Origin of the sequence: Streptomyces sp. NPDC056479, assembly GCF_042795335.1 — a bacterium.
In the GTDB taxonomy this organism is placed as follows: Bacteria; Actinomycetota; Actinomycetes; order Streptomycetales; family Streptomycetaceae; genus Streptomyces.
The window spans coordinates 749,684-770,805 of record NZ_JBHTRZ010000003.1 but is presented as its reverse complement, the minus strand read 5'-3'; the positions used below and the strand labels follow the sequence as shown (position 1 = coordinate 770,805).

18 protein-coding genes and 1 pseudogene are annotated in these 21,122 nt (G+C 70.4%); 5 read left to right on the top strand and 14 right to left on the bottom strand.

Annotated features, from left to right (window positions below; all coding sequences use genetic code 11):
* Nucleotides 1–5: 5 nt before the first annotated feature.
* Complete coding sequence (locus ACFQ6S_RS14915; RefSeq protein ID WP_383408320.1) at nucleotides 6–482, bottom strand: roadblock/LC7 domain-containing protein; 477 nt, start codon at nucleotides 480–482, stop codon at nucleotides 6–8.
* Complete coding sequence (locus ACFQ6S_RS14910; RefSeq protein ID WP_383408317.1) at nucleotides 479–3,034, bottom strand: ATP-binding protein; 2,556 nt, start codon at nucleotides 3,032–3,034, stop codon at nucleotides 479–481. The genes ACFQ6S_RS14915 and ACFQ6S_RS14910 overlap by 4 nt, the downstream gene beginning before the upstream one ends.
* A 306-nt stretch (nucleotides 3,035–3,340) precedes the next feature.
* On the opposite strand from ACFQ6S_RS14910, the gene ACFQ6S_RS14905 reads away from it, so the two are divergent.
* Nucleotides 3,341–4,297, top strand: coding sequence for an ABC transporter substrate-binding protein (locus ACFQ6S_RS14905; RefSeq protein WP_383408314.1), 957 nt, complete (start codon nucleotides 3,341–3,343; stop codon nucleotides 4,295–4,297).
* A 60-nt stretch (nucleotides 4,298–4,357) separates the two neighbouring features.
* Here the strand turns inward: ACFQ6S_RS14905 and ACFQ6S_RS14900 are convergent, their stop codons facing one another.
* A complete protein-coding gene (locus ACFQ6S_RS14900) occupies nucleotides 4,358–5,737 on the bottom strand; it encodes a glycoside hydrolase family 43 protein (protein ID WP_383408312.1) in 1,380 nt (459 codons plus the stop codon).
* Between the two features lie 117 nt (nucleotides 5,738–5,854).
* A complete protein-coding gene (locus tag ACFQ6S_RS14895; RefSeq protein WP_383408310.1) occupies nucleotides 5,855–6,115 on the bottom strand; it encodes a hypothetical protein in 261 nt (86 codons plus the stop codon).
* 18 nt (nucleotides 6,116–6,133) lie between these two features.
* On the opposite strand from ACFQ6S_RS14895, the pseudogene ACFQ6S_RS14890 reads away from it, so the two are divergent.
* A pseudogene (locus ACFQ6S_RS14890) lies at nucleotides 6,134–7,343 on the top strand (M81 family metallopeptidase); the annotation flags it as partial.
* Here the strand turns inward: ACFQ6S_RS14890 and ACFQ6S_RS14885 are convergent.
* From ACFQ6S_RS14885 to ACFQ6S_RS14850, 8 genes are all read right to left on the bottom strand, one after another.
* Nucleotides 7,331–7,918, bottom strand: coding sequence for an ATP/GTP-binding protein (locus tag ACFQ6S_RS14885; RefSeq protein WP_383408308.1), 588 nt, complete (start codon nucleotides 7,916–7,918; stop codon nucleotides 7,331–7,333). The pseudogene ACFQ6S_RS14890 and the gene ACFQ6S_RS14885 sit on opposite strands and share 13 nt — an antisense overlap.
* Nucleotides 7,905–8,285, bottom strand: a complete 381-nt coding sequence (locus tag ACFQ6S_RS14880; RefSeq protein ID WP_383408305.1) for a DUF742 domain-containing protein — start codon at nucleotides 8,283–8,285, stop codon at nucleotides 7,905–7,907. Before ACFQ6S_RS14880 ends, ACFQ6S_RS14885 begins: the two co-directional genes overlap by 14 nt.
* Nucleotides 8,266–8,685, bottom strand: a complete 420-nt coding sequence (locus ACFQ6S_RS14875) for a roadblock/LC7 domain-containing protein (protein ID WP_030961072.1) — start codon at nucleotides 8,683–8,685, stop codon at nucleotides 8,266–8,268. Before ACFQ6S_RS14875 ends, ACFQ6S_RS14880 begins: the two co-directional genes overlap by 20 nt.
* A gap of 11 nt (nucleotides 8,686–8,696) precedes the next feature.
* A complete protein-coding gene (locus ACFQ6S_RS14870; protein ID WP_383408301.1) occupies nucleotides 8,697–11,225 on the bottom strand; it encodes a nitrate- and nitrite sensing domain-containing protein in 2,529 nt (842 codons plus the stop codon).
* A 190-nt stretch (nucleotides 11,226–11,415) separates the two neighbouring features.
* Complete coding sequence (locus ACFQ6S_RS14865) at nucleotides 11,416–12,411, bottom strand: substrate-binding domain-containing protein (protein WP_383408298.1); 996 nt, start codon at nucleotides 12,409–12,411, stop codon at nucleotides 11,416–11,418.
* A 243-nt stretch (nucleotides 12,412–12,654) separates the two neighbouring features.
* Nucleotides 12,655–13,458 (bottom strand): SAM-dependent methyltransferase, encoded by an 804-nt coding sequence (locus ACFQ6S_RS14860; RefSeq protein ID WP_383408295.1) that lies wholly within the window; start codon nucleotides 13,456–13,458, stop codon nucleotides 12,655–12,657.
* 168 nt (nucleotides 13,459–13,626) lie between these two features.
* The gene (locus tag ACFQ6S_RS14855) at nucleotides 13,627–14,037 is read right to left on the bottom strand and encodes a DUF6114 domain-containing protein (RefSeq protein ID WP_383408292.1); all 411 of its coding nucleotides are present in this window, start codon (nucleotides 14,035–14,037) and stop codon (nucleotides 13,627–13,629) included.
* A complete protein-coding gene (locus tag ACFQ6S_RS14850; protein ID WP_383408289.1) occupies nucleotides 14,037–14,729 on the bottom strand; it encodes a DUF6230 family protein in 693 nt (230 codons plus the stop codon). Before ACFQ6S_RS14850 ends, ACFQ6S_RS14855 begins: the two co-directional genes overlap by 1 nt.
* Nucleotides 14,730–15,365: 636 nt before the next feature.
* Here ACFQ6S_RS14850 and ACFQ6S_RS14845 point away from each other — a divergent pair.
* Nucleotides 15,366–16,019, top strand: a complete 654-nt coding sequence (locus tag ACFQ6S_RS14845; protein ID WP_383408286.1) for a Tat pathway signal sequence domain protein — start codon at nucleotides 15,366–15,368, stop codon at nucleotides 16,017–16,019.
* An 18-nt stretch (nucleotides 16,020–16,037) separates the two neighbouring features.
* On the opposite strand, the gene ACFQ6S_RS14840 is transcribed toward ACFQ6S_RS14845, so the two are convergent.
* The gene (locus ACFQ6S_RS14840; RefSeq protein WP_383408283.1) at nucleotides 16,038–16,994 is read right to left on the bottom strand and encodes a lytic polysaccharide monooxygenase; all 957 of its coding nucleotides are present in this window, start codon (nucleotides 16,992–16,994) and stop codon (nucleotides 16,038–16,040) included.
* 364 nt (nucleotides 16,995–17,358) lie between these two features.
* Here ACFQ6S_RS14840 and ACFQ6S_RS14835 point away from each other — a divergent pair, with 364 nt between their 5' ends.
* Complete coding sequence (locus ACFQ6S_RS14835; RefSeq protein WP_383408280.1) at nucleotides 17,359–19,161, top strand: S8 family serine peptidase; 1,803 nt, start codon at nucleotides 17,359–17,361, stop codon at nucleotides 19,159–19,161.
* A gap of 151 nt (nucleotides 19,162–19,312) precedes the next feature.
* Here ACFQ6S_RS14835 and ACFQ6S_RS14830 read toward each other — a convergent pair whose 3' ends face one another.
* Nucleotides 19,313–19,990: a ScbR family autoregulator-binding transcription factor gene (locus ACFQ6S_RS14830; RefSeq protein ID WP_383408277.1), complete on the bottom strand. Its 678-nt coding sequence runs from the start codon at nucleotides 19,988–19,990 to the stop codon at nucleotides 19,313–19,315.
* Nucleotides 19,991–20,180: 190 nt separating this feature from the next.
* Here ACFQ6S_RS14830 and ACFQ6S_RS14825 point away from each other — a divergent pair, with 190 nt between their 5' ends.
* Nucleotides 20,181–21,122: a ScbA/BarX family gamma-butyrolactone biosynthesis protein gene (locus ACFQ6S_RS14825; RefSeq protein ID WP_383408274.1), complete on the top strand. Its 942-nt coding sequence runs from the start codon at nucleotides 20,181–20,183 to the stop codon at nucleotides 21,120–21,122.

Genomic DNA, 21,122 nt, shown 5'->3' with positions numbered 1-21,122 from the left:
CCGGGTCAGCGACCCGACGTGGCGCCGACGCTGTTCTTCAGCTCCAGCACGAGCTGCGGGCTGAGCGCGCTACCGGCGCGGTTGGCGAACACGGTCATCTCGTAGGCGATGTTGCCCAGCTTGGCCTCCTTGTCGGTGACCACGCCGAGCACGGCGCCGCTGCCGATCGCGGAGACCAGGACATGGCCGCCGTCCAGGTCGATGATGACCTTGTTCAGGCCGCCGAGGCCGTAGTTGCCGGAGGCTCCGGCGGCGAGGCTGGTGATGCCGGAGACGATGGCGGCGAGCCGCTCGGAGTCGGCCTGCTCACGCAGCTCGGACACGGCGATGAGCAGTCCGTCGGACGAGACGGCGATGGCGTCCACGACGCCCGCGGTCTCGGTCGCGAAGCGGTTGAGCAGCCAGGTGAAGTCGGCTGCGGCGGCCTTCAGTTCGGCCGGCGTGGCGCTTTCCGCCGGGGTGCCACCTGTCGACGTGCTCACTGCTGCGCTCCTTCCGGGAGGTCGTTCTGGTCGTGCGAGTGGGGGGTCGCGGGTGCGGCGGACCGTTCTCCGTCGCCGGGTCGGCTGTCGCGGTGTGCGCGTTCCACAGCCGCCTCGAATTCGTCGAGCGCCGCCCGCACCGCCTCCGCGTCGAGGGCCGGCACGCTCTGCGGCGCAACCGCCTGCCGTTCGGCGGCGTGGGGCGTGCGCAGGGTCGCACCACGGACACGGCGACGCAGGGGACGGGCTGCGGGAGCCTCATCGGTGGCCGCGGGAACGGTGGGCTTCCCGGCGGGCCGGGTCGCGGTCGACGGCGCCGGCCGGTCGGCCCGGGAGTGGTCTGCGGGGGCGGGGTCTGCGGGGGACGAGTCGCGGGCGTGGACCTCGGGGGCCTGCGGCTGCGCGTCCGACGCGGACCCGCGCTGTGCGACCCGGCGCGGGAGCGACCGCAGCCCGTCCTCGTCCGCCCCTACGGCGTCCTCCTGCGCGGCGGGCGACGGCACCGGGCCGGTGGCCCCGGCGGCATGGGCACTGTCGTCCGCCCCCGGCGTCCCCGAACGGCCGGCGATCGCGGCCAGCGCCGCCGTCGTCGTGGACCCCGTGGTGCTCCCTGTGACCAGCAGCGACGCCGGCACCGTCACCTCGGCCGTCACACCGCCGCCCGGCGTCCGCGACAGCGTGACCGCGATCTCCCAGCGGCGCGCCAGGGTGCCGACCACGAACAGGCCCAGCACCTTCGTCGGTACGACGTCCAGCCGCTCACGGCGGATCAGACGGGCGTTCTCCTCGTCGAGCCGCTCGGGGCTCATGCCCAGGCCGTGGTCGGCGACGACGATCACCGCGTCGTCCCCGGCGGCCGACACCGCCACCTCCACCGGACTGCCCTCCGGCGAGAACGACACCGCGTTCTCCAGGAGTTCGGCCATCATCAGCGTCAGGTCGCCGATGACCTCCGGCTCCACCACGGCCTCGGTCCGCGCGCGCAGCTCCACGCGCCGGTAGCCCTCGATCTGGCCGAGCGCGGCGCGTACGACGTTGGTGAGCGAGGTGGGACCGGCGTCCAGGTAGGCCTCGTGGATACCGGCGAGCAGCATCAGGCTGTCGGCGTTGCGGCGCAGCCGGACCGCGATGTGGTCGATGGAGTAGAGACGCTCCAGCAGCGCGGGGTCCGTCTCGCCCCGCTCCACCGCGTCGATCAACGCGAGCTGACGTGTCGTCAGGTTGCTGACCCGGCGGCCCACGTTGCCGAACATCTCGGCGACGTTGCGCCGGCTGAGCACCTGCCGCTCCAGCAGCGCGGCCGCCGTGGTCTGCACCTGGTTGAACGCCTCGGCGAGTTCGCCGATCTCGTCGCGTGCCGTCACCGGCATCTCGCGCAGCCTCGGCGGACCGTCGTCCTCGGCGTCGTCGTCGGCCACCCGTGCCAGTTCCCGCTCGGCGACGACGGCGACCTGCCGCGCGGCACCCGTGAGGGCCGTGACCGGGCGCACCACCGAGCGGCGCACCAGCATCGCCAGCACCAGCCAGAGGGTGAAGCCGAACACGGCGCACCCCAGCAGCAGGACCGCCCGCCATGCCGCCGTGTCGGAGGCGCTGTCCGCCTGGTCGGCGATCTGGTGGATGAGCGAGGTGGTGATCGCCAGCCGTGTCTTCGCCTGGTCGCGGTAGGCGCCGTAGGAGTCGAGCGCAGCCGCGAGCGACTGACGGATCTCCGCGGGCGAGTCGGCCTGCACGGAGCCGGGGTCGATCTGGAGGTCGGCGTACTGCCGGCTGATGACGCTCTGTGCCGCGGTGTACTTGATCCCGGCGAGCTGGGCGGCCTGCGCCTCGCTCGCGAACCTGGCGAAACGTTCGGCCTGACGGCTGTACTCCTCGTAGGAGCCGATCGCGCCGATGAACTCGAGGAGTGCGTTGGAGTCACCGGTCGACGCGGAGAAGACGCTGGTCTCGAAGGCGCTGTGGGCGGCGCCCGCGCGCAGCAGCGAGTCGAGCAGATTGCCGGTGAAGGTGGTCGCGAGATCGGGGTTGCGGTCCAGGCCCAGGCCGTCGATCAGCAGCTGGGCGGCGTGGGTGTAGGCGGGGTCGATGTTGCTGGCGGGCAGATAGTCCTGCTCGACGGTGTCCCGCAGGCTGCTCAGGCCCTCGACGCCCTTGAGCGCCTGCTCCTCGGTCTCCGGCAGCCGGTCCTCGAAGGCGTCGCGCACCCGCTGGACCTGGGCGTTCACCATGGACTGCGAGGTGCGGTAGGCGGCGGTCGAGGGCTCGTGGCCGGCCGCGGACTCATGCCGTACGGAGAGCAGGACGGCCTGCTGGTGCTCGGCGGCCAGCCGGTCTACGAGGGTGGCGACCTCTCCGCTCTCCCGCACCAACTGCGCGGCGTCCGCCGCGTCGCGCGACTGCGCGGTCTGGTCGGATATGAGGTAGGCGAGCAGGAGCGCGACCACGGCCAGCGGCACCCGGACGAGGAGATTGAGCTTGCGCCGGAAAGGCCAGCGGTCGGCGAAATCGCGTATGCGACGCGGGCGGGGCGCGCTCTCCTCGTTCGTGGACACCGAGTGGCCTCCTTCTTGGCGTCGCACGGTGCGCAAGGTCTCACGTGACCGTTGTTGTTCGGGTATGGAACGACTTCGTCCGGGGGACAGTACCGCCGTTTGAACGCGGTGACCGGAACTGTACGTCAAGAATCCGTTACAGCCCCCTGCACCCCAACCGTCCCGCCTTCACGCCGGAAGCAACTGTCCGTTACCTTCCGATTTTTGAGGCCAATCGGTGACCTGACCGGTCTTGACTGACCGAGAACCGGCTGGATTGGATCAGTGGAAGAGCTCTCCCACCCCCCTGAATCCAGATCGGGAACCGTGACTTCCACCCCTTCACGCAGCAGGTCCCTCAGGAACCATCCCGGCGCGGCCGCCGTCGCGCTCGCCGCCACGGCGGCGCTGCTGGCGGGATGTTCCTCCTCCGACGACAAGTCCGACCCTCTGGCCGGGGACGGGGCGAGCGGCGACACCGTCGTCGTGGGCTCCAACAACTTCGCCGAGAGCATCCTCCTCGCCGACATCTACGGTGAGGCTCTGAAGGCCAAGGGCATCAAGGTCACCTACAAGCCCAACATCGGCAGCCGCGAGACGACGTACGGTCTGCTCAAGAACGGCTCCATCACCGTCCTGCCGGAGTACAACGGGTCGCTGCTCGCCTACCTCGACTCGAAGGCGGAGCAGAAGTCGGCCGACGCCGTGAACGCAGCGGTGAAGGGCAAGCTGGACGCCAAGCTGACGCTGCTGGAGTCCTCGCCGGCCGAGGACAAGGACTCCGTCAGCGTCAACGCCGAGACGGCGAAGAAGTACAAGCTGACCGCGGACTCGAGCCTTGAGGACCTCAAGGACGCCGCACCCGACCTGGTGATCGGCGGTTCGCCGGAGTTCCAGACCCGGCACCAGGGCCTGACGGGCCTGGAGTCCGAGTACGGCCTGAAGTTCAAGTCGTTCAAGGCGTTGGACGCGGGCGGTCCGCTGACCCAGGCGGCGCTGACGAAGAACACCGTGCAGGCCGCGGACATCTTCACCACGGACCCGACCATCACCAAGGAGGGCTTCGTCGTCCTGAAGGACCCGAAGAACCTCTTCGGCTTCGCCAACGTGACCCCGCTCGTCTACAAGAGCGGTCTCTCGCAGGAGGGCGTGGAAGCGCTCGACGCGGTTTCGGCCAAGCTGGACACCAAGACGCTCCTCGACCTGGACTCGCAGGTCCAGCTGGAGAACAAGGACCCGCTCGACGTGGCCAAGGCCTGGCTGAAGTCGGCCGGTCTGGGCTGACGTACGACAGGCCTTCTCGCGGGGTTGTGACGGGTGCCCGTCACAACCCCGCTGTGCTTTTCAGTGGCCGACCTGGAAGGTGGCGTCCTGGCGCTCGGTGCTCGTGGAGACCGGATCGATGCGCAGGGCGTAGTCCGCGTGCCGGATGTAGCGCGTGGGGTTGTTGTACGAACGGAACGACGCCCAGGCGGCGTCGGCGAGCCCGGCCGTCCGGTAGTAGGTGGCGTCGGCGGCGAACGTCGACGTGCCGTCGTTCTCGTCGAGGCGCAGCGCGTAGTTGTAGTGCCGCAGATACCGGGTCGGGTAGTTGACCGACTGGAACGAGACGCCGGAGGAGTCGGCGAGCCCCGGCACCAGCTTCCACTGCGAGTCGGGGAACGGGTCGAAGGGGTACGCGTCGATCCGGCCGGCGAAGCCGCTGTGCCGGACATAGCGCGCCGGGTAGTTGTACGACTTGAGCCGGTTCCAGGCGGGGGTGCCCCACTTGGCCGTCAGGTTGCTGTACTCGCCCGACGTGATCGGGTGGATGCCGCAATGCTTGGAGTTGAGGGGCTGGGTGTACAGCTTCTGGTCCAGGGGCGTCCAGGTCCCGGAAGCCAGGTCGCTCGTCTGCCAGACGTAGAAGACACCGTTCGGTGTGTACGTGTCTCCCCAGAGGTACCACGTGTTTGCGGTCAGGGACTTGACCACCGTGGGGGCCTCGGTGCCGCCGTGGTTCACCGCCGTGCTGAACGGGGTGAAGCTGCCCGGGTTCAGGCTCGTCGAGCGGGCGCCCACCAGGGTGCCCTCGCGCTTGAAGTAGAGGTAGTTGACGCCGTTCACACCGACGGTGAGGTTGCCGTCGATGACGTCGTACCCGGGGTCGAAGAAGACCTGGGGGCCGGTCGTCGTACGGAAGTCGGTCGTGTAGCTGACCATGATGACGTTGTGGCCGCTGCTGTTCACCGACGAGTAGAGGATGCCGTACTGACCGCGTGAGGCGTCCCAGAAGGCCTCCGGCGCCCAGCTGTGCGTGGAGGTCATGTCGTGCAGCTTCAGCAGCCGGTAGCCGGTGAAGGTGCGCAGGTCGGTGGAGTCCCAGACGTGGATGTAGACGCTGGTGCGGGTCCAGTCCGTGCCGCTCAGGTCGGTCGCGAGGACGACGAACGTGCCGTCCTGCTTGCGCAGCAGGAACGGGTCGCGCAGACCGCCGGCGCCGAGGGTCGGGGTGGCGACGGGGTTGTTCTGGTTGAGCGGCGTCCAGCGCAGACCGTCGGTGCTGACGGCGAGGTGGAGGTTGTAGTTCGCCTCCAGCATGGTGTTGGACTCGGTGAAGTAGACCATCGCGTACGCCGAGTCGGCGGCATGGGCGGTCCCCGAGCCGAGGGTCAGGGCGCCGGTGGCCGCGAGGGGGACGCTCGCGGCCATGCCGAGGAAGTGTCTGCGGGAGGGGTGCGTCATGCGGCTCTCCAAGGGGTGCGGGGGGCTTTCCGTGCGGCTCTTTGGTCGATATGCCGAACGGAGTTCGGTGAATCGACCAGAAAGTAGGAGAGTGTTGATGGCGCGTCAATCACATGGTCACCCTTGGCGGATTCCCGCCACCCGGTCCACCAGGGGCCCCAGTTCCGCACGTGCGCGTGCCGCCGCCCCGATCGCCACCGCGTCGGCGCCGAGCCCGGTCGGCAGCACGCGGACAGGATGGCCGCTGACGGGCGGCTCGGCCGTCAGCACGGCCTGGACCGCGCGCTCCAGCAGGGCCCAGGAGCGACTCACACCGCCACCGACCACCACCGTGGTGACGTCCAGCAGACCCGCCGTGACGAGCAGGGCGCGGGCCACGGCGGCACCCGCCTCCTGGTACACGGCGCCCGCGTTCCCGTCGCCGACGACGCGGAGGCCGACCTGCGCACCCGTATCCGTGAGGTCATCGGCCCGGACGTCCTCGTGTCGACGTCCATGGACCTGCACGGCAACGTCTCCCGGCCGCTCGTCCACCTCAGCGACCTGATCACCTGCTACCGCATGGCCCCGCACGAGGACGCCATGGAGACCAAGGAGCGGGCCGCGCGCAACCTGGTGGACCTCCTGGCGAGCGGCGCGCCCCGCCCGGTCAAGGCGTGGGTCCCGGTGCCGGTGCTGCTGGCCGGGGAGCAGACCTCCACCCGGATCGAACCGGCGAGGAGCGTGTACGCGGCCGTGGCGGAGGTGGAGGCGGCCGACGGCGTGACCGACGCCGCGATCTGGGTCGGGTACGCCTGGGCGGACGAGCCCCGCAACCGCGCCGCGGTCGTGGTCACCGGGCCCGAAGAGGCCGCCGTCGCCGCGGGTGCCGAGGCGGCTCGCGCGCGGATTCTGCGACGCCCGGCACGACTTCGCCTTCGTCGCCCCGACCGGCACCCTCGACGACTGCCTCGACGAGGCCCTCGTCGCCGGCGCCCGCCGCCCCTACTTCATCAGCGACACCGGCGACAATCCGACGGCGGGCGGAGCCGGTGATGTCACCTGGGGGCTCCAACACGTCCTGAACCGCCCCGAGTTCAAGGATCCCTCCGGCCCGGTCGTCGTCTACGCCTCGCTGCCGGGGCCATCCGCCGTCGACGCGGCGGTGCGGGCCGGCGTCGGTGCGAGGGTCACCGTCACCGCGGGCGCCGAGGTGGACGACCGGCACGCCGGGCCGCTCACGATGACGGGCGTGGTGCACTCGGTCCGGCACGGCGACCGGGACGCGGAGACGGAGGCCGTGCTGCGGGTCGGGAGCGTGCATGTGATCCTGACCCGGCTGCGCAAGCCGTACCACCTCGAACGCGACTTCACCGACCTGGAGTTGGACCCGCGTGGGGCCGACGTCGTGATCGTGAAGATCGGCTACCTGGAGCCCGAGCTCTTCGCCATGGCCGCCGACTGGAAGATGGCGCTCACCCCGGGCGGTGTCGACCAGGACCTCGTCCGGCTCGGCCACCGTCGCATCCGCCGGCCGATGTTCCCCTTCGACCCCGCGATGCCCGCCCCGGACCTCACGGCCCGGATCGTCGCGCCCGCGAACCGGCCGCCGGCTCAGCTCGCCTGACGGGCGTCCGCGATCAGCTGGTCGATCAGGGCGATCAGCACGTCCCGGCACGACTCGCGCTCCCGCGCGTCGCACAACAGCACCCGCACATGCTCCGGCAGGGCGAGGGCGTCCCGGATGTCCTCGGCCGAGTAGGGGTGTTCACCGTGGAAGCCGTTGACGCCGACGACGAAGGGGATCTCCCGGCGCTCGAAGAAGTCGATCGCCGCGAAGCTGGACTCCGGCCGGCGGACGTCGACCAGCACGACCGCGCCCAGCGCGCCGATCGCCAGGTCGTTCCACATGAACCAGAACCGCTGCTGTCCGGGCGTACCGAACAGATACAGCACCAGCTCGCGGCTGATGGTGATCCGGCCGAAGTCCAGCGCCACGGTCGTGGCGCGCTTCTGCTCGATGCCGTCGAGGTCGTCGATGCCCAGGCCCGCGGTGGTCAACGGCTCCTCGGTACGCAGCGGGGCGATCTCGCTGACCGACCCGACCATGGTGGTCTTGCCGACGCCGAAGCCGCCGGCTATGAGGATCTTGACCGTGTCGGGCGGCGCGACCGCCTCCACGGTGGTGTCAGAGCCGGCCAAGGCCGTCCCTCACTTTCTGCAGCAGGTCCAGGTCCGGGGTGCGGGGGGTGACGGGATGCGGTGGGTGGACGCTGATCAGGCCCGCCTCCAGCAGATCGCAGAGCATGATGGCGACCACGCTCACCGGCAGGTCGAGATGGGCCGCGAGCTCCGCGACCGCGATCGGCCGGGCGCAGCGCCGCAGGATCCGCGTCTGCTCGGGCTGGGGGCGGGGCGCCCGCTCCGGCGGCGGATCCACCGCCGTCACCGTCGTGATCAGCGTGAAGTCGGTGCGACTGGGCCGGGTCCGGCCCCCGGTCAGGGTGAAGGGACGGACCAGCCGACCCGCCGTATCGTCTCCGCCCACCTCACGCGCCAGGGCCGACATGGGCCCGCGGTGCCGCCGAGAGGTGCTCGCCGATCTTCTTCACCAGCATGTTCATCTGGTACGCCACGACCCCTACGTCCGCGCCCTGATTGGTGAGGACGACGAGGTGGGCGCCGGGTCCGGCGGAGGTGAGGATCAGATAGCTGTTGGCCATCTCGATGAGCGCCTGGCGCACCGGTCCGCCCCGGAAGTCCATGCTGACGCCCTTGCTGAGGCTCATCAGACCGGACGCGGTCGCCGCGAGCCGCTCGGCGTCGTCACGCAGGAACCCGATGGACTTGCTCACCACCAGCCCGTCCTCGGAGAGCACCACCGCGTGGTTGACGTCGGCGACCCGCTCCACGAGGCCGGTGAGCAACTGGTCGAGCTGGGTGTCCGTGGCTGGGGTGGGGCGTGTCATGGCGATGTCCTTCATGAGCGGTCGGCGGGCGGAGTGGAGGACGTGGGAGCGGCGGCCGGGGAGGAGGCGTCAGTGCCGGGCGGCTCGTCGGGGGCGGCGTCGTCACGCGCCCGGCGCGCGGCCGGAACTCGCTGGTCCCTGGCCACGGGCGCGTCCGCGGCCGGGTCGTCGGCGTCGTCGCGGGCCTGGAGTGTGCCGCGCTGGAATCGGGCGAGGGCCGGGTCCTGGTGGTCCGCGGTGTCGAGCGGGTCCCGTGTCTCGTCGTCGGCGTCGTCGCGGGCCCGGAGTGTGCCGCGCTGGAAGCCCGCAAGGGAGGACGCGGCCTGCTCCGCGGTGAAGTCGTCGGTGTGGCCGTTCTGTTCGGCAGGCGGGGACTCCTCGCGCAGCTCGGCCGCGAGGCTGGTCTGCGGCACCCGGCGCGGCAACGGGGAGAGACCTCCCGCACCTTCGGCTCCGCCGGAGCCGGAGGCCCCCGATCGGCCGGCGGTGGGCGCGGGGGCCGGGTCGGTCGCGGTACGGGCCGGCACGACAGGGCGGGACTCCCGTACCGGCTCGTCCGGTTCGGCGGCCCCGGCGTGCTCCACCGACTCGTCCCGGTCCGGCGCGGGCACGTCCCGTACCACCACGTCGTGGGGGATCAGCACGATCGCCGTCGTGCCGCCGTACGGCGACGAACGCAGCGTGACCGCGATGCCGTGCCGCCGGGCGAGCCGGCCGATCACGAACATGCCGAGCCGCAGGTCGTCGGCGAGGGCCACCACGTCGAACTGCGGGGGCTCGGCCAACTGGGCGTTGAACGAGGCGTAGTCCTCCTCGGACATGCCGAGGCCACGGTCCTCGACCTCCACGGCCAGCCCCTTGGCCACCATCGCGGCCCGCACCCCGACCGGCGCCGGAGCGGGGGAGTACAGCGTGGCGTTCTCGATCAGCTCGGCCAGCAGATGGATGACGTCGGCCACCGCGGGCGGCGCGAGATGTACCTCCTCCTCGGTGTGCACCTCCACCCGCCGGTACTCGGCGACCTCGCCGACGGCACTGCGCAGGATGTCGATCAGCGCGACCGGCTCGCTCCAGCTGCGGCCCGGCCGCTCACCGCTGATGATGACGAGGTTCTCCTCGTAGCGGCGCAACTGGCTGGCGGTGGAGTCCAGTTCGTACAGGCCCTTGAGGACCTCGGGGTCCTGGTGCGCGCGCTCGAGCGCGTCCAGCTTGGTGAGCTGCAGATTGACCAGGTTCTGGCTCTGCCGCGCGATGCCCAGGATGATCTTCTGGAAGCCGCGCCGGGTGTCGGCGAGCTCGACGGCGGTGTGCACGGCGGTGCGCTGCGCGGTGTTGAACGCCTTGGCCACCTGGCCGAGTTCGTCATGGCCGTAGTCCAGCGGCGGCGTCGCCAGCTCCACATCGACCTTCTCGCCCCGCTCCAGCCGGGCCACCACATCGGGCAGCCGCTCCTGGGCGAGACCGAGGGTGGCCTCGCGCAGGCCGCGCAGCCGCCGGGACAGCGAGCGGGTGATCCGCCAGGACATCCCGACGCACAGCAGCAGGGCGATCAGCCCGCCCGCGCTCAGGGAGGCGGCCGTGATCAGCAGATTGCGCGCGTTGTCGGCGCTGCGCTGCAGCAGTCCGTTCGTCTGCTGCCGGATCAGCACCTCGTACTCGTCGGAGACCTTGACCAGCGCGGCCCGCCACTCCTTCTGCGCGTCCGGAACAGTGATCTTCCCGTTCCCGCGGGCCCCGGCCCGGGCCGCGAGCACCTGGTCCTCGACGGTCTCCAGGGTCTGCCACTGCGCACTGCCCAGGATCCGCTCGGTCTCCGCCTTCGCGCTCCCCGCGAGCGCGGGCAGGATCTGGTCCTCGACCAGCCAGCGGCGGGTGTTCACCAGCTCCGCGAACTCGTTCCAGGTCTTCTCGTCCATCTTCCGCGCGGGGGAGGCCAGCGTCAGCAGCGCGTCCTCCCGCGACACCAGTTCCGCCGCGTGCTCCAGCGAGACGAGCGGACCGGCCTGCGAGGTCAGGTCGCCGTCGTCGACCTGGGACAGCTCCTGGAAGGCGTGGATCTGGTCGTCGATGATCGACGTGTACTGGCCGAGTGCCTGTACGGCGGAGATGTCGGTGGGGTTGTCCACCTGGCCCCGGTAGTACTCCAGGCTGCTCGCGGACGCGACGACCGAGTACAGCCGGTCCTTGATCCGGGAAGGGGCCCGCTGGATCGCGTCCGACTGGGCGAGCAGCTTGGCGACCGCCTTGTCGGTCTTGGTGCGCTGCGCGTCGAGCGCCGTGCGGGCGGCCTCCTGACGTGTGGCGAGCCATACGGCGGAGTAGCTGCGCTCCTGCTGGAGTGCGAGCGTGGCCTCGGTGCCCATGGCCCCGGTCGACCTGCTCAGCCCGGTCTGCGACCGCAGCCCCAGGCCCTCCGAGAACATCTGGATCGTCGTCACGCTCCAGACGGCGGCGAGCGTGACGCCGGGCACCAGCGCCAGCAGGATCAGGGAGAGACGGATGGAGCCGAGGCGGCGCCGGGGACCTGTCCGTGGAGACATTGTCGTCCTAGGGCGATCAGCGGAGGGCGGGCGGGATCAGCGCGGAGGGGGAAAGGAGCGGGGGACGAACGCCAGGGGTGACTGCGTGTCCGGTACGTCACAGGGGGTGCGCAGGATGCTATCCGTACAAGTGAGCGTACGCGTCATGCGTGACCGAATCTTTGGCGACACCGTGGAGAGAACTGTCCGGTCAGCGGGTTCCGTTGGCGGCGAACCGCGCGACCGAGGCGACGTTCGCCTTCGTGACGAACGCGGGCCCGGTGAGCACGGGGGCCTCGCCGCCGCCGAGGGTGTTGCCGTTCTTCCGGTAGAGCCAGAGCGAGTCCACCGCGAGGTAGCCCTGGAGATACGGCTGCTGGTCCACGGCGAACTGCACATCCCCGTCCTGGACCGCCTTGACCAGGTCCTTGTTGAGATCGAAGGTCGCGACATGGGCCTTGGCGCGGGCCTGCTCGACCGACTTCACGGCGGCCAGCGCGAACTGCGCGCCGTTGGTGACGACTTCGTCGATGGCCGGGTTCTGCGTCAGCCGCGCGGCGACGGTCGCGGTCACCGCGTCCATGTCGGTGCCGTCCACGTAGAGGTTGTCCGTCTCGCCGCCGAACGCCTTCTTCACGCCCGCGCAGCGCGCCTCCAGGGCGACGTTGCCGCGCTCGTGGATCACGCACAGCGTGTGCTTGGCCTTGAGGTCGTCCAGCTTGTCGCCGACGGCACGGCCCGCGACGCTCTCGTCCTGCCCGAAGTACTCGAGGAGTCCGGCGGGCCGCCAGTCGTCTATACCTGAGTTGATGCCGACCACCGGTATACCGGCCGCGCGTGCCTCGGTGACGGGACCGGCCATCGCCGTCGGCTTGGCCAGGGTCACCGCGATGCCGTCGACTTTCTGCCGGATCGCGTCCCGCATCAGCCCGGCCTGACCCGCCGGGTCGTCGTCGTCGGCGTAGGTCAGATCGATGTCGTCCTTGGCGGCCGCGACCTGGGCGCCCTTCTGTACCAGCTCCCAGAAGGCGTCGCCCTCGCCGCCGTGGGTGATCAGGGCGACCTTCAGCCGTGCGCCGCCCGCCGTGTCCGCGCCGGACGCGTCGTCCTTCGCACCGAGGCCGGAACAGCCGGCCAGCAGCAGACAGCCGGCGGTCGCGAGGACCGCGACGCGAGTGTGGGCGGAGGAGGGGGGTGGAGTCTTCATGAGGGTGCGGCACCTCGCTGTGCGGCCGAGCCTGAGGAACGAACGAGAGTACGGCCGGCGCCGAACGGGGGAGTTCGCCGAGCTGGTGAACTCTCGCTCTGGCGGAGCCAATCGCGTGTGACCATCGGTAGTCAAGTGTGCAACCACAAGGGGTGAGTTGTTGCTGCCACATCGTGATGAACCGCTGGCGGGAGGGCAGACCGGCGTCCAGCCGGCCCAGACCGATTGCGCGCGCAAACCACGTCAACTCGGCTTGCGTGCGACCGCCCCGTACATCGCTATGTCCTCGTCCCGGATGACCTCGGTGCCCGTGCCGTCCGGACGCCACCTGTGCACCTGGACGATGCCCGGCTCGACGAGGTCCAGACCGGTGAAGAATTCCTCGGCCTCACCCCTGGTGCGCAGCCGCATCGGCATGCCCCGCGCCGCGTACTCCCGCGCCACCCGGCCGACCTCGTCCGGCGCGAACTCGGCGGTGCCGATGGACATCGCCAGGTAGCTGCCCGCGGGCAGCGGTTCGAGCAGCCGCCGTACGATCCCCACGGCGTCGTGCTCGTCCAGCATGAAGTGCACGATCGCGATCACCGCGAGCGCGACCGGCCGACCGAGATCGAGGGTCTCGCGGAACGCCGGGGCGTCGAGAATGCTCGCCGGCTCGCGCATATCGGCCTCGATGTACGCCGTCCTGCCCTCGGGTGTGCCGGACATCAGCCCCTGGGACAGATCGAGCACGAGCGGGTCGTTGTCGACGTACACGACCCGGGACGCGGGGGCGACCGACTGGGCGATCTCATGGATGTTGGGCGACGTGGGAATCCCGGTCCCGATGTCGAGGAACTGCCGCATCCCGGCCTCCGCGGCGAGATACCGCACGGCCCGGTTCATGAAGTCCCGGTTGGCCCGCATGTGCACGGGCAGCGCGGGCCACTCACGCACCATGGCGTCGGCGGCTTCCCGGTCGGCCGGGTAGTGGTCCTTGCCGCCGATGATGTAGTCGTAGATGCGGGCGGAGTGGGGGTGTCCGGTGTCGATGTCGTCGGCGGGCATGGGGCCTCCTGGGGGCGGCGTCGGCGTCGCCAACTACACACGTTCACCGGGTAGTTGGCGTTCACGGTGCCAACCTATTAGGGGCGCGGGGCTGTATCTACATGCGGCTTCGCCGCGCGGGCGCGACCAGCCCCGCCCAACCCGCACCCGCCGAACACCTTCAAGCCCCTACGGCGCGGTCGCTGCTTCCTTCCTCCGCTCACGCCGACGCCGCCGAGGCTCCTGATCAGGCAGCCACCCGAAGGCGAGACAACTCCCCACCACGCCCAGCAGCAACCCCACGAAGAACCCGCCGAGGTTCGACGTGAGCCAGGTCCCCAACGAGACCAGCACCCCGGTGATCGAGTAGAAGAGCCGCTGCGCCGGATTGACCAGGACCAGCAACCCGAGCAGCAGCATCAGCGCCGGCAGCAGATACCCCGCCAGCCCCTGCATGCCGACATGCAGAATGACCTTCAGCGAGGCCTTCATGGTGAGCAGAATCCACGCCCCGCCCAGCGCGAGCAGCAGCCCGCCCCAGAACGGCCGGTCGGCCCGCCAACGACGGAAGGCCGACCGGAATCCATCCAGGCCGCTCATCAGCACCCCGTGCTGCTGAAGCTGAGTTTCAGCCCGGGCAGCTTGAACACCCCGGCGGTCGTCGCGTAGTTGGTCTGCCGCAGATTGGCGATGCGCACGGTGTCCGCCTGCTGGCTGAAGACGCCGATCGGCCCCTTCACGCCGGCCTTGGTCAGGGTGCTCGCGTCGTTGCCGATCTCGATGTTGTTGAACGACGCGTCACCCGACAGCTCGGTCGAGTCGGTGGTGAGATCGCTCGCGGTCACCTTCTCCGCGCCGCTGCCCGCGGTGATCAGCAGATTCGTGCCGCCGAGGTCGACGCTCTGGCACAGCTTGGTGAGCGTCGCGTTCTTGATCGCGGACGTGATGACCAGGACCTGGCCGCCGGTGTCCCCCTCGTTGGGGCTGCCCGGCGCCATTTGGTCGAGGCCGCCGAACTGCTCGAAGCCGGTGCCGTTGAGCTCGGTGGCGGTGACCGTGAAGGGCATGCCGGAGATGGCGAACTGCACGCCCAGCGCACCCTCGGCGGTCAGCACCGCGAGGGCGCCGGCGACCAGGGTGGCCGGCACCGCCATCACGGCCGCGCGACGCGCCCGGACCCGCCCGCGTCTCGCGGGACCGTCTGGGGTTTCGGACGCTTCGGACAGGGAACCGCTTTCCGGGTTCTCAGGGGTGTTGCCGGCGGACGGGGTGACGTCCGGGGACGAGGCCATAACTGCTCCCAGGTACAGAAAAAGTGCGGGTAGGGCATCAGTGGCACGTTGTCCTGGCGCGGACAGCGCCCACGGCGCACGTCTCCTCGCAACTCCCGGCGGATGCAAGGGCTTTCTCGTACTCCGCAGTAGCCAAGCCCGGAAGTTACCGGGGGTTACAGCCGAGGGTCAAGATGGTTGTGTAAAAAGAGTGTCGGTTGTGTGTCACCTGTGGGTCATGAGCATCCAAGGATCTCGAAATCCTTCCGCGTCGACATCAACTCCCTTGTGATGCCTTGACGTTGACTGACTCTCAGGTCTACAACTCTCCCTGGTTCCCCCCTTGGATCCGTGGCGCCGGATCCGCCGCCGCGTGGCCTCTGCCCGCGTTCCCGGCCTTGATGTCCTTCACATTTCCTTTTCGCGAGATCACACCACGGCGCCGTCACGGTCGCTTCCCCCTCGGTCCGTGCCGGCCGCACCCCCGACCGGTCCGTCCGGAGCCCTCCCCACGGGCTCCGGCAGGACACCGGCCGGGCTGCCGTTGCCGGTCCGTGCCGTACGGAGAAGGCGTCACGGACCGGCGACGGCGCACGCCGACTCGCGCCTCAACAACCCCCACTCACACCCCCGCAACGAAAGCCGAGGTACACCCGCATGCGTGCACGCACCCTCCTCACCCTCGCCGGCACCGTCGCCGCCCTCACCCTCCCCATGGCCGTCCCGGCGTCCGCGGCCGACGGCGCCGTCCTGACCACCGGCTCCGTCGGCGGTACGGCGGTGGCGGCCGGCGAGGTCCTCACCGCGCCGCTGGCCAGCGGCACCGCCGCCACGTTCTACTCCAGCGCGACCGGCACCAGCGGCATCTCCTGCACCTCTTCGCAGTTCACGGCAGCCGTTACGGACAACCCGAGCGCGCCCGGGACCGCGACGGAGTCGGTCTCCGCGCACACCTTCGACGCCGCCAGCTGCACCACCAACGTGGTCGGCGTGCTCGGCGTCACCAGCATCACGGTCAACAACCTGCCGTACAGCGCCGCCGTGTCCTCGGACGGCACCGTCAACGTCACCCCGGCCGCGGGCTCGACCATCCAGACGACGGTCGTGCTGCGCACCCTGCTGGGCAGCATCAACTGCGTCTACCAGGCCCCCAGCCTGGCCGGCACGGCGAGCAATGACGACAACAGCATCAACTTCACCAGGGCGCAGTTCGCCAAGGTCTCCGGCTCGTCCCTCTGCTTCGCCAACGGCTACTTCACCGCCAAGTACGCCCCGGTGACCGGCAGCGGCGAGGCGGTCTACGTCAACTAACCCTCAGAGCACCGGAGTTCACCTCCGACGCAGCCGCAGCGCCAGGGCGGCGCCCCCGGTGAGCAGCAGCACCGCGGCGGCGCCGCCCGCCAGCAACGGCGTGGACGGTCCGGTGTCGGCGACCCCGGTGGATGCCACCGGAGTGCTGTCGTCCTTGGCGCGCGGGTTCTCCGCGCCGGTCGGCGCGGACGGCGTGGGCGAGGCGGTCGCGGGCTGCTCGCTCGCCCGCGGCTTGTCGCTCGGCGAAGGGGCGGCGGTCGTACGGCCGTTGCCGCGCTCCTTGTTCGCAGGCGCGGACGCCGTGCTCCCGCCGCCACCGCTCTCGGCACTCGCGCTTGCGGGGAACACCACGTCCGAGCACGAGTAGTACGTGTCCGGCGTGCTGCTGTTCTGCCAGATCGTGAACAGCACATGCCGCCCGGAGCGATCGGAGGGCAGTGTCCCCCTGATCCGGTACGCCCCGTCGGTCAGCGCCGGGTCCTTCACCTCGGCGAACGGCCGCTCCGGGAGATCGGACCAGGTGAGCGGCTTCGTGGGGTCGTAGCCGGGCTTGGTGAGGTAGAGCCGGAACGTGCCGGTGTGCGGGATCGTCGAGACGTACCGCATGGTCAGGGCGGCACCCGGGCTCAGCCGGGTCGACGGCCAGTCGGCGCGGGCGAGGTCGAGGCCGCGGTAGGCGGGCAGCCCTCCGCTGCACAGCCGGCCGTCGGGGACGACCTGCCGGTCGCGGCCGTTCACGTTCGCGATCCGCAGATTGTCCCAGGCCGTGAAGGGCGCGCCGTTCGAGGCGACCGCCGCGCGGCACGCCGCCGACCTCGAGGCGCTGCCGCCGTCGGGCGAGCAGGCGTACACCCTGCTCGTCGGATCCGTCGGAGCGCCGTGCGCACGGGCCGGGCCGGCCGCCCACACCGTGAGCAGCAAGGGCGTGACGGCGGCGGCCGCCAGGGCGGAGCGGTGCGATCTCATCCAGGGCATCCGGGACATCCGGAACGTCTCCTCGGCCGACGGGGGAAGGGTCCTCGTCCAGTACGGGGGAGAGGCCCGGCGCGTTCACTGCGCGACGAACCGGGCAGAGCCCGTCATTACCGGTCAACCAGCCGACGTAGAGGGTGGGTTTCCGGCCGGATCGAGGGTTTCCCCTGTATCCCGATGACCTTTTCTTTGCCTATCGTTCGACCACAGCCGACCCACAGGTAACCCCGAACGGGTCGGCGACCGCGCCCGGCCGGCCACAGCGCCCCCGCACTTTCGAAATACCCCCCGCCGCTTCGAGGACGAAGCGAAAACGTCCGCCGCTCCGCGCTGCCCGGAGAACGGCCGGCCCCGAAAGGCACTCCCCATGCGTACCTCCACACCCCTCAGACGGAAGCTGATATCCGTCGCCGCGGTCTCCGCCGCGTTGTTCACGGCCGCCACCACCGTCGCCGTGGCCGAGGAGACCGCTTCCCAGGAAGCCGCCGTACCCGCGGCACAGGCCGAGGCCGCACCCGGCACCCCGGCCGAGCGGCTGATCGTCGGCTACAAGTCCGGCGCCGCCGAGGCCAAGTCGAACAAGGCCGCCGAGGCCGACGCCGCCGCCAAGGGCAAGGAGGCCGGCGAGGACCTCGACTTCCGGCGCCGCCTCGGCTCCGGCGCCGCCCTCGTCGACCTCGGCGCTCACCTGACCAGGACGGACGTCGCCGACGTCGTCGCGGAGTACCAGGCGGACCCGCAGGTCGCCTACGTCGTACCGGACCGGCTGAACAAGCCGCTGGCCACCCCCAACGACACCGAGTACACCAAGCAGTGGGACCTCTTCGAGACCACCGCGGGTATGAACGTGCCGGGCGCCTGGGACGTCGCCACCGGCAGCGGCGTGACCGTGGCCGTCATCGACACCGGTTACGTCACCCACTCCGATGTCGCCGCCAACATCGTCGGGGGCTACGACTTCATCTCCGACGCCACCGTGGCCAACGACGGCAACGGCCGCGACAGCAACCCGGCCGACCCGGGCGACTGGACCGCCGCCAACGAGTGCCAGTCGGGCGACCCGGCGTACGGCTCCTCCTGGCACGGCACCCACGTCGCGGGCACGATCGCCGCCGCCACCAACAACGGCAAGGGTGTCGCGGGCATCGCGTACGGTGCGAAGGTCTCCCCGCTGCGGGTGCTCGGCAAGTGCGGCGGTTACGACTCCGACATCATCGACGCCATCACCTGGGCGTCCGGCGGTACGGTCTCCGGCGTCCCGGCCAACACCAATGTCGCCAAGGTCATCAACATGAGCCTCGGCGGTGGCGGCGCCTGCACCAGCGCCACGCAGAGCGCGATCAACGCCGCCGTGGGCCGTGGCACCACGGTCGTCGTCGCGGCGGGCAACAGCAACGCCAACGCGGCCGACTACTCGCCGGCCAGCTGCGGCAACGTCATCAGCGTGGCGGCCGCCGACCGCCAGGGGAACCGCTCCTACTACTCCAACTACGGCTCGGTCGTCGACATCGCAGCGCCCGGCGGCGAGACCAACTCCGTGACGGCCAACGGCATCCTGTCCACGCTGAACTCCGGCGCGCAGGGTCCGTCCTCGGAGAGCTACGAGTACTACCAGGGCACCAGCATGGCCGCCCCGCACGTCGCGGGTCTGGTCGCGTTGATGAAGTCGGCGAACTCCGCGCTGACCCCGGCCCAGATCGAGTCCGCGATCAAGACCAACTCGCGTACTGTGCCCGGTACTTGCTCGGGCGGCTGCGGTGCGGGCCTCGCGGACGCGACCAAGACGGTGCAGGCGGTGAGCGGCTCCGGCGGCTCCACGGGGGGCACCACCTTCACCAGCACCACCGCGGTCTCCGTCCCGGACAACGGCTCCGCGATCGAGTCCCCGATCACGGTCAGCGGCCGCACCGGCAACGCCCCCTCGGCCCTCCAGGTCGGCGTGGACATCACCCACACCTACCGCGGTGACCTGGTCGTCGATCTGGTCGCCCCGGACGGCTCGACGTACCGCCTGAAGGCCGCCAGCTCCTCGGACTCCGCGGACAACGTCAACACCACCTACACGGTGAACGCCTCCAGCGAGACCGCCAACGGCACCTGGAAGCTGCGCGTGCAGGATACGGCGGCCCAGGACACGGGCCGGCTCAACAGCTGGAAGCTGACCTTCTGAGCGCGGCCGACCACTGAACACGCGCCCTGCACGGGTGCGTACCACAAGCGGGCGGGCCGGCCGGTGCGGATGGGGCATCGGCCGGCCCGCCGTTCGTTGCGATCATCGACCGGAGTGGCGGAAACCGTCACTCCGGTCGGTGATCGTTCACTCAGCGTAGGGACAGGTCCATGTCGGCCTGGTCGACACCGGCTTCCTCGATGGCCGCCAGTACGCGTAGCCCTCGGTCCGGTTCCCGGTCGATGTCGGTGAGCAGGGCCGGCACCGCGATGCTCGGCAGAAGGTGTCCCCACAGGACCGAGATCCGCTCCGCCAGATCGCTCCGGTCGGTCAGCGCCCTGGACATCAGCTGGATGCCCGCGAAGGCGCCGACCAGTAGCTCAATCGTCTGCCGCGGCTCCACGGTGGGCAGTAACTCGCCCTGGTCACGGGCCTGTTCCAGCACCCCGACCAGATGGTCCGCCCACTGCCGGAACGGTCCGGAGTGGTCGACGCCGGGCGGCGCGCACTGATCCACCGCCAGCCGCACACTGCCCTTGAGCAGGGAGTTGGTGAGCAGTCGCCACCCGAACACGAAGGTGACGTCGACCAGTTCCTGGAGCTTGCAGGGCTGCGGTGGCACGGCGCCGAGCGACAACTGCTCGTCCAGCACGGCCTGGGCGAGAGACTCCTTCGAGGGGAAGTGGAAATACAGGGCGCCCTTGGTAACATCGGCGCGCTCGAGGACCATCGCGATGGTGGTCGAGGTGTATCCGTGCTCGTCGAAGACCGCGCCCGCGGCCTCCAGGATCACCTTCCGCGTTCTGATGGCGCGCTCCTGCCTCGCCATGACAGCCCCTCCGTATTTCCGCCGCGCCGAGTCGATCCGTGCGCCCGGCGTGCGCCGGAGCGGTTCCGGCCATGGCCGAGCAAGCCTCGCGACCGCATTGAAAACAAACCGGTCGGCTCGTACTCTAACGCTCGCGGCACGGGCACCTCGCCGTCTGTCAGCGCACATACGGGGGACCCAGGGAGGGGACATGTCTGATCCGTGGCGGCCCGCCACGAGCCCGCTCGCCGAAACCCCCGAGGCGCCACAGGACCTGACGGCCACCGTACCGCGCCAACTGGTGCACCGAGCTTCGGTGGCGGAAACGTTTCTGACCGGTGTGACCAGCACTGACACCCACCAGTTCACGGTCTTTGCCGAGTGGCCGCGCGCCCACCAGTTACACGTGTCGTCAGACCGGTCGGCGTACGAACCGCTGCTCGTCGCGGAGACCGTCCGCCAGGCCGGCGCACTTCTCGCGCACACCGCCTACGAGGTCCCGCTGGGCCACCAGTTCGTGCTCAGGGAACTCGCAATCACCACGTATCCAGGGCAGTTGGCCCTCGGCGCGACTCCTGCCGAGCCGGTACTGCACCTCACCGTCACCGACATCGATCACCGTGGCGGCCGTCCCGCCGGATTCCGCTACGCGGCCGATGTACGGCTCGACGGCGCGCGCGTCGCGACCGCGCACCTGGCCGTCACCTGGACCGACGCGGCCGTCTACCACCGGCTGCGCGGCGGCCGTACCGCCGCCTCCGTGTCCGCGCTGCCGGCTCCGCCCGGTCTGCCGCCCGCCGTCGTGGACCGCGCCCTGCCCGCGGATGTGGTGCTGAGTCCAACCGGCCACTCGGACCGCTGGCGGCTGCGAGTCGATACCGCACATGCCGTTTTCTTCGATCATCCGCTGGACCATGTGCCCGGCATGCTGCTGCTGGAAGCCGCCCGCCAGGCCGTGCGCGCACGAACGCGGAACGGCCGGCGAACACCGGTCTCCTTCCATGCCGTCTTCCACCGGTACACCGAACTCGACCTGCCCGCCTGGATAGAGACGGTCGATCGACCGGGTGCGGACGGAGCCGACGTACAAGTCGTGGGACGGCAGGGAAAGTCGACTGTCTTCGAGTGCGTGGTGGGCACCGTGGACGGGTGA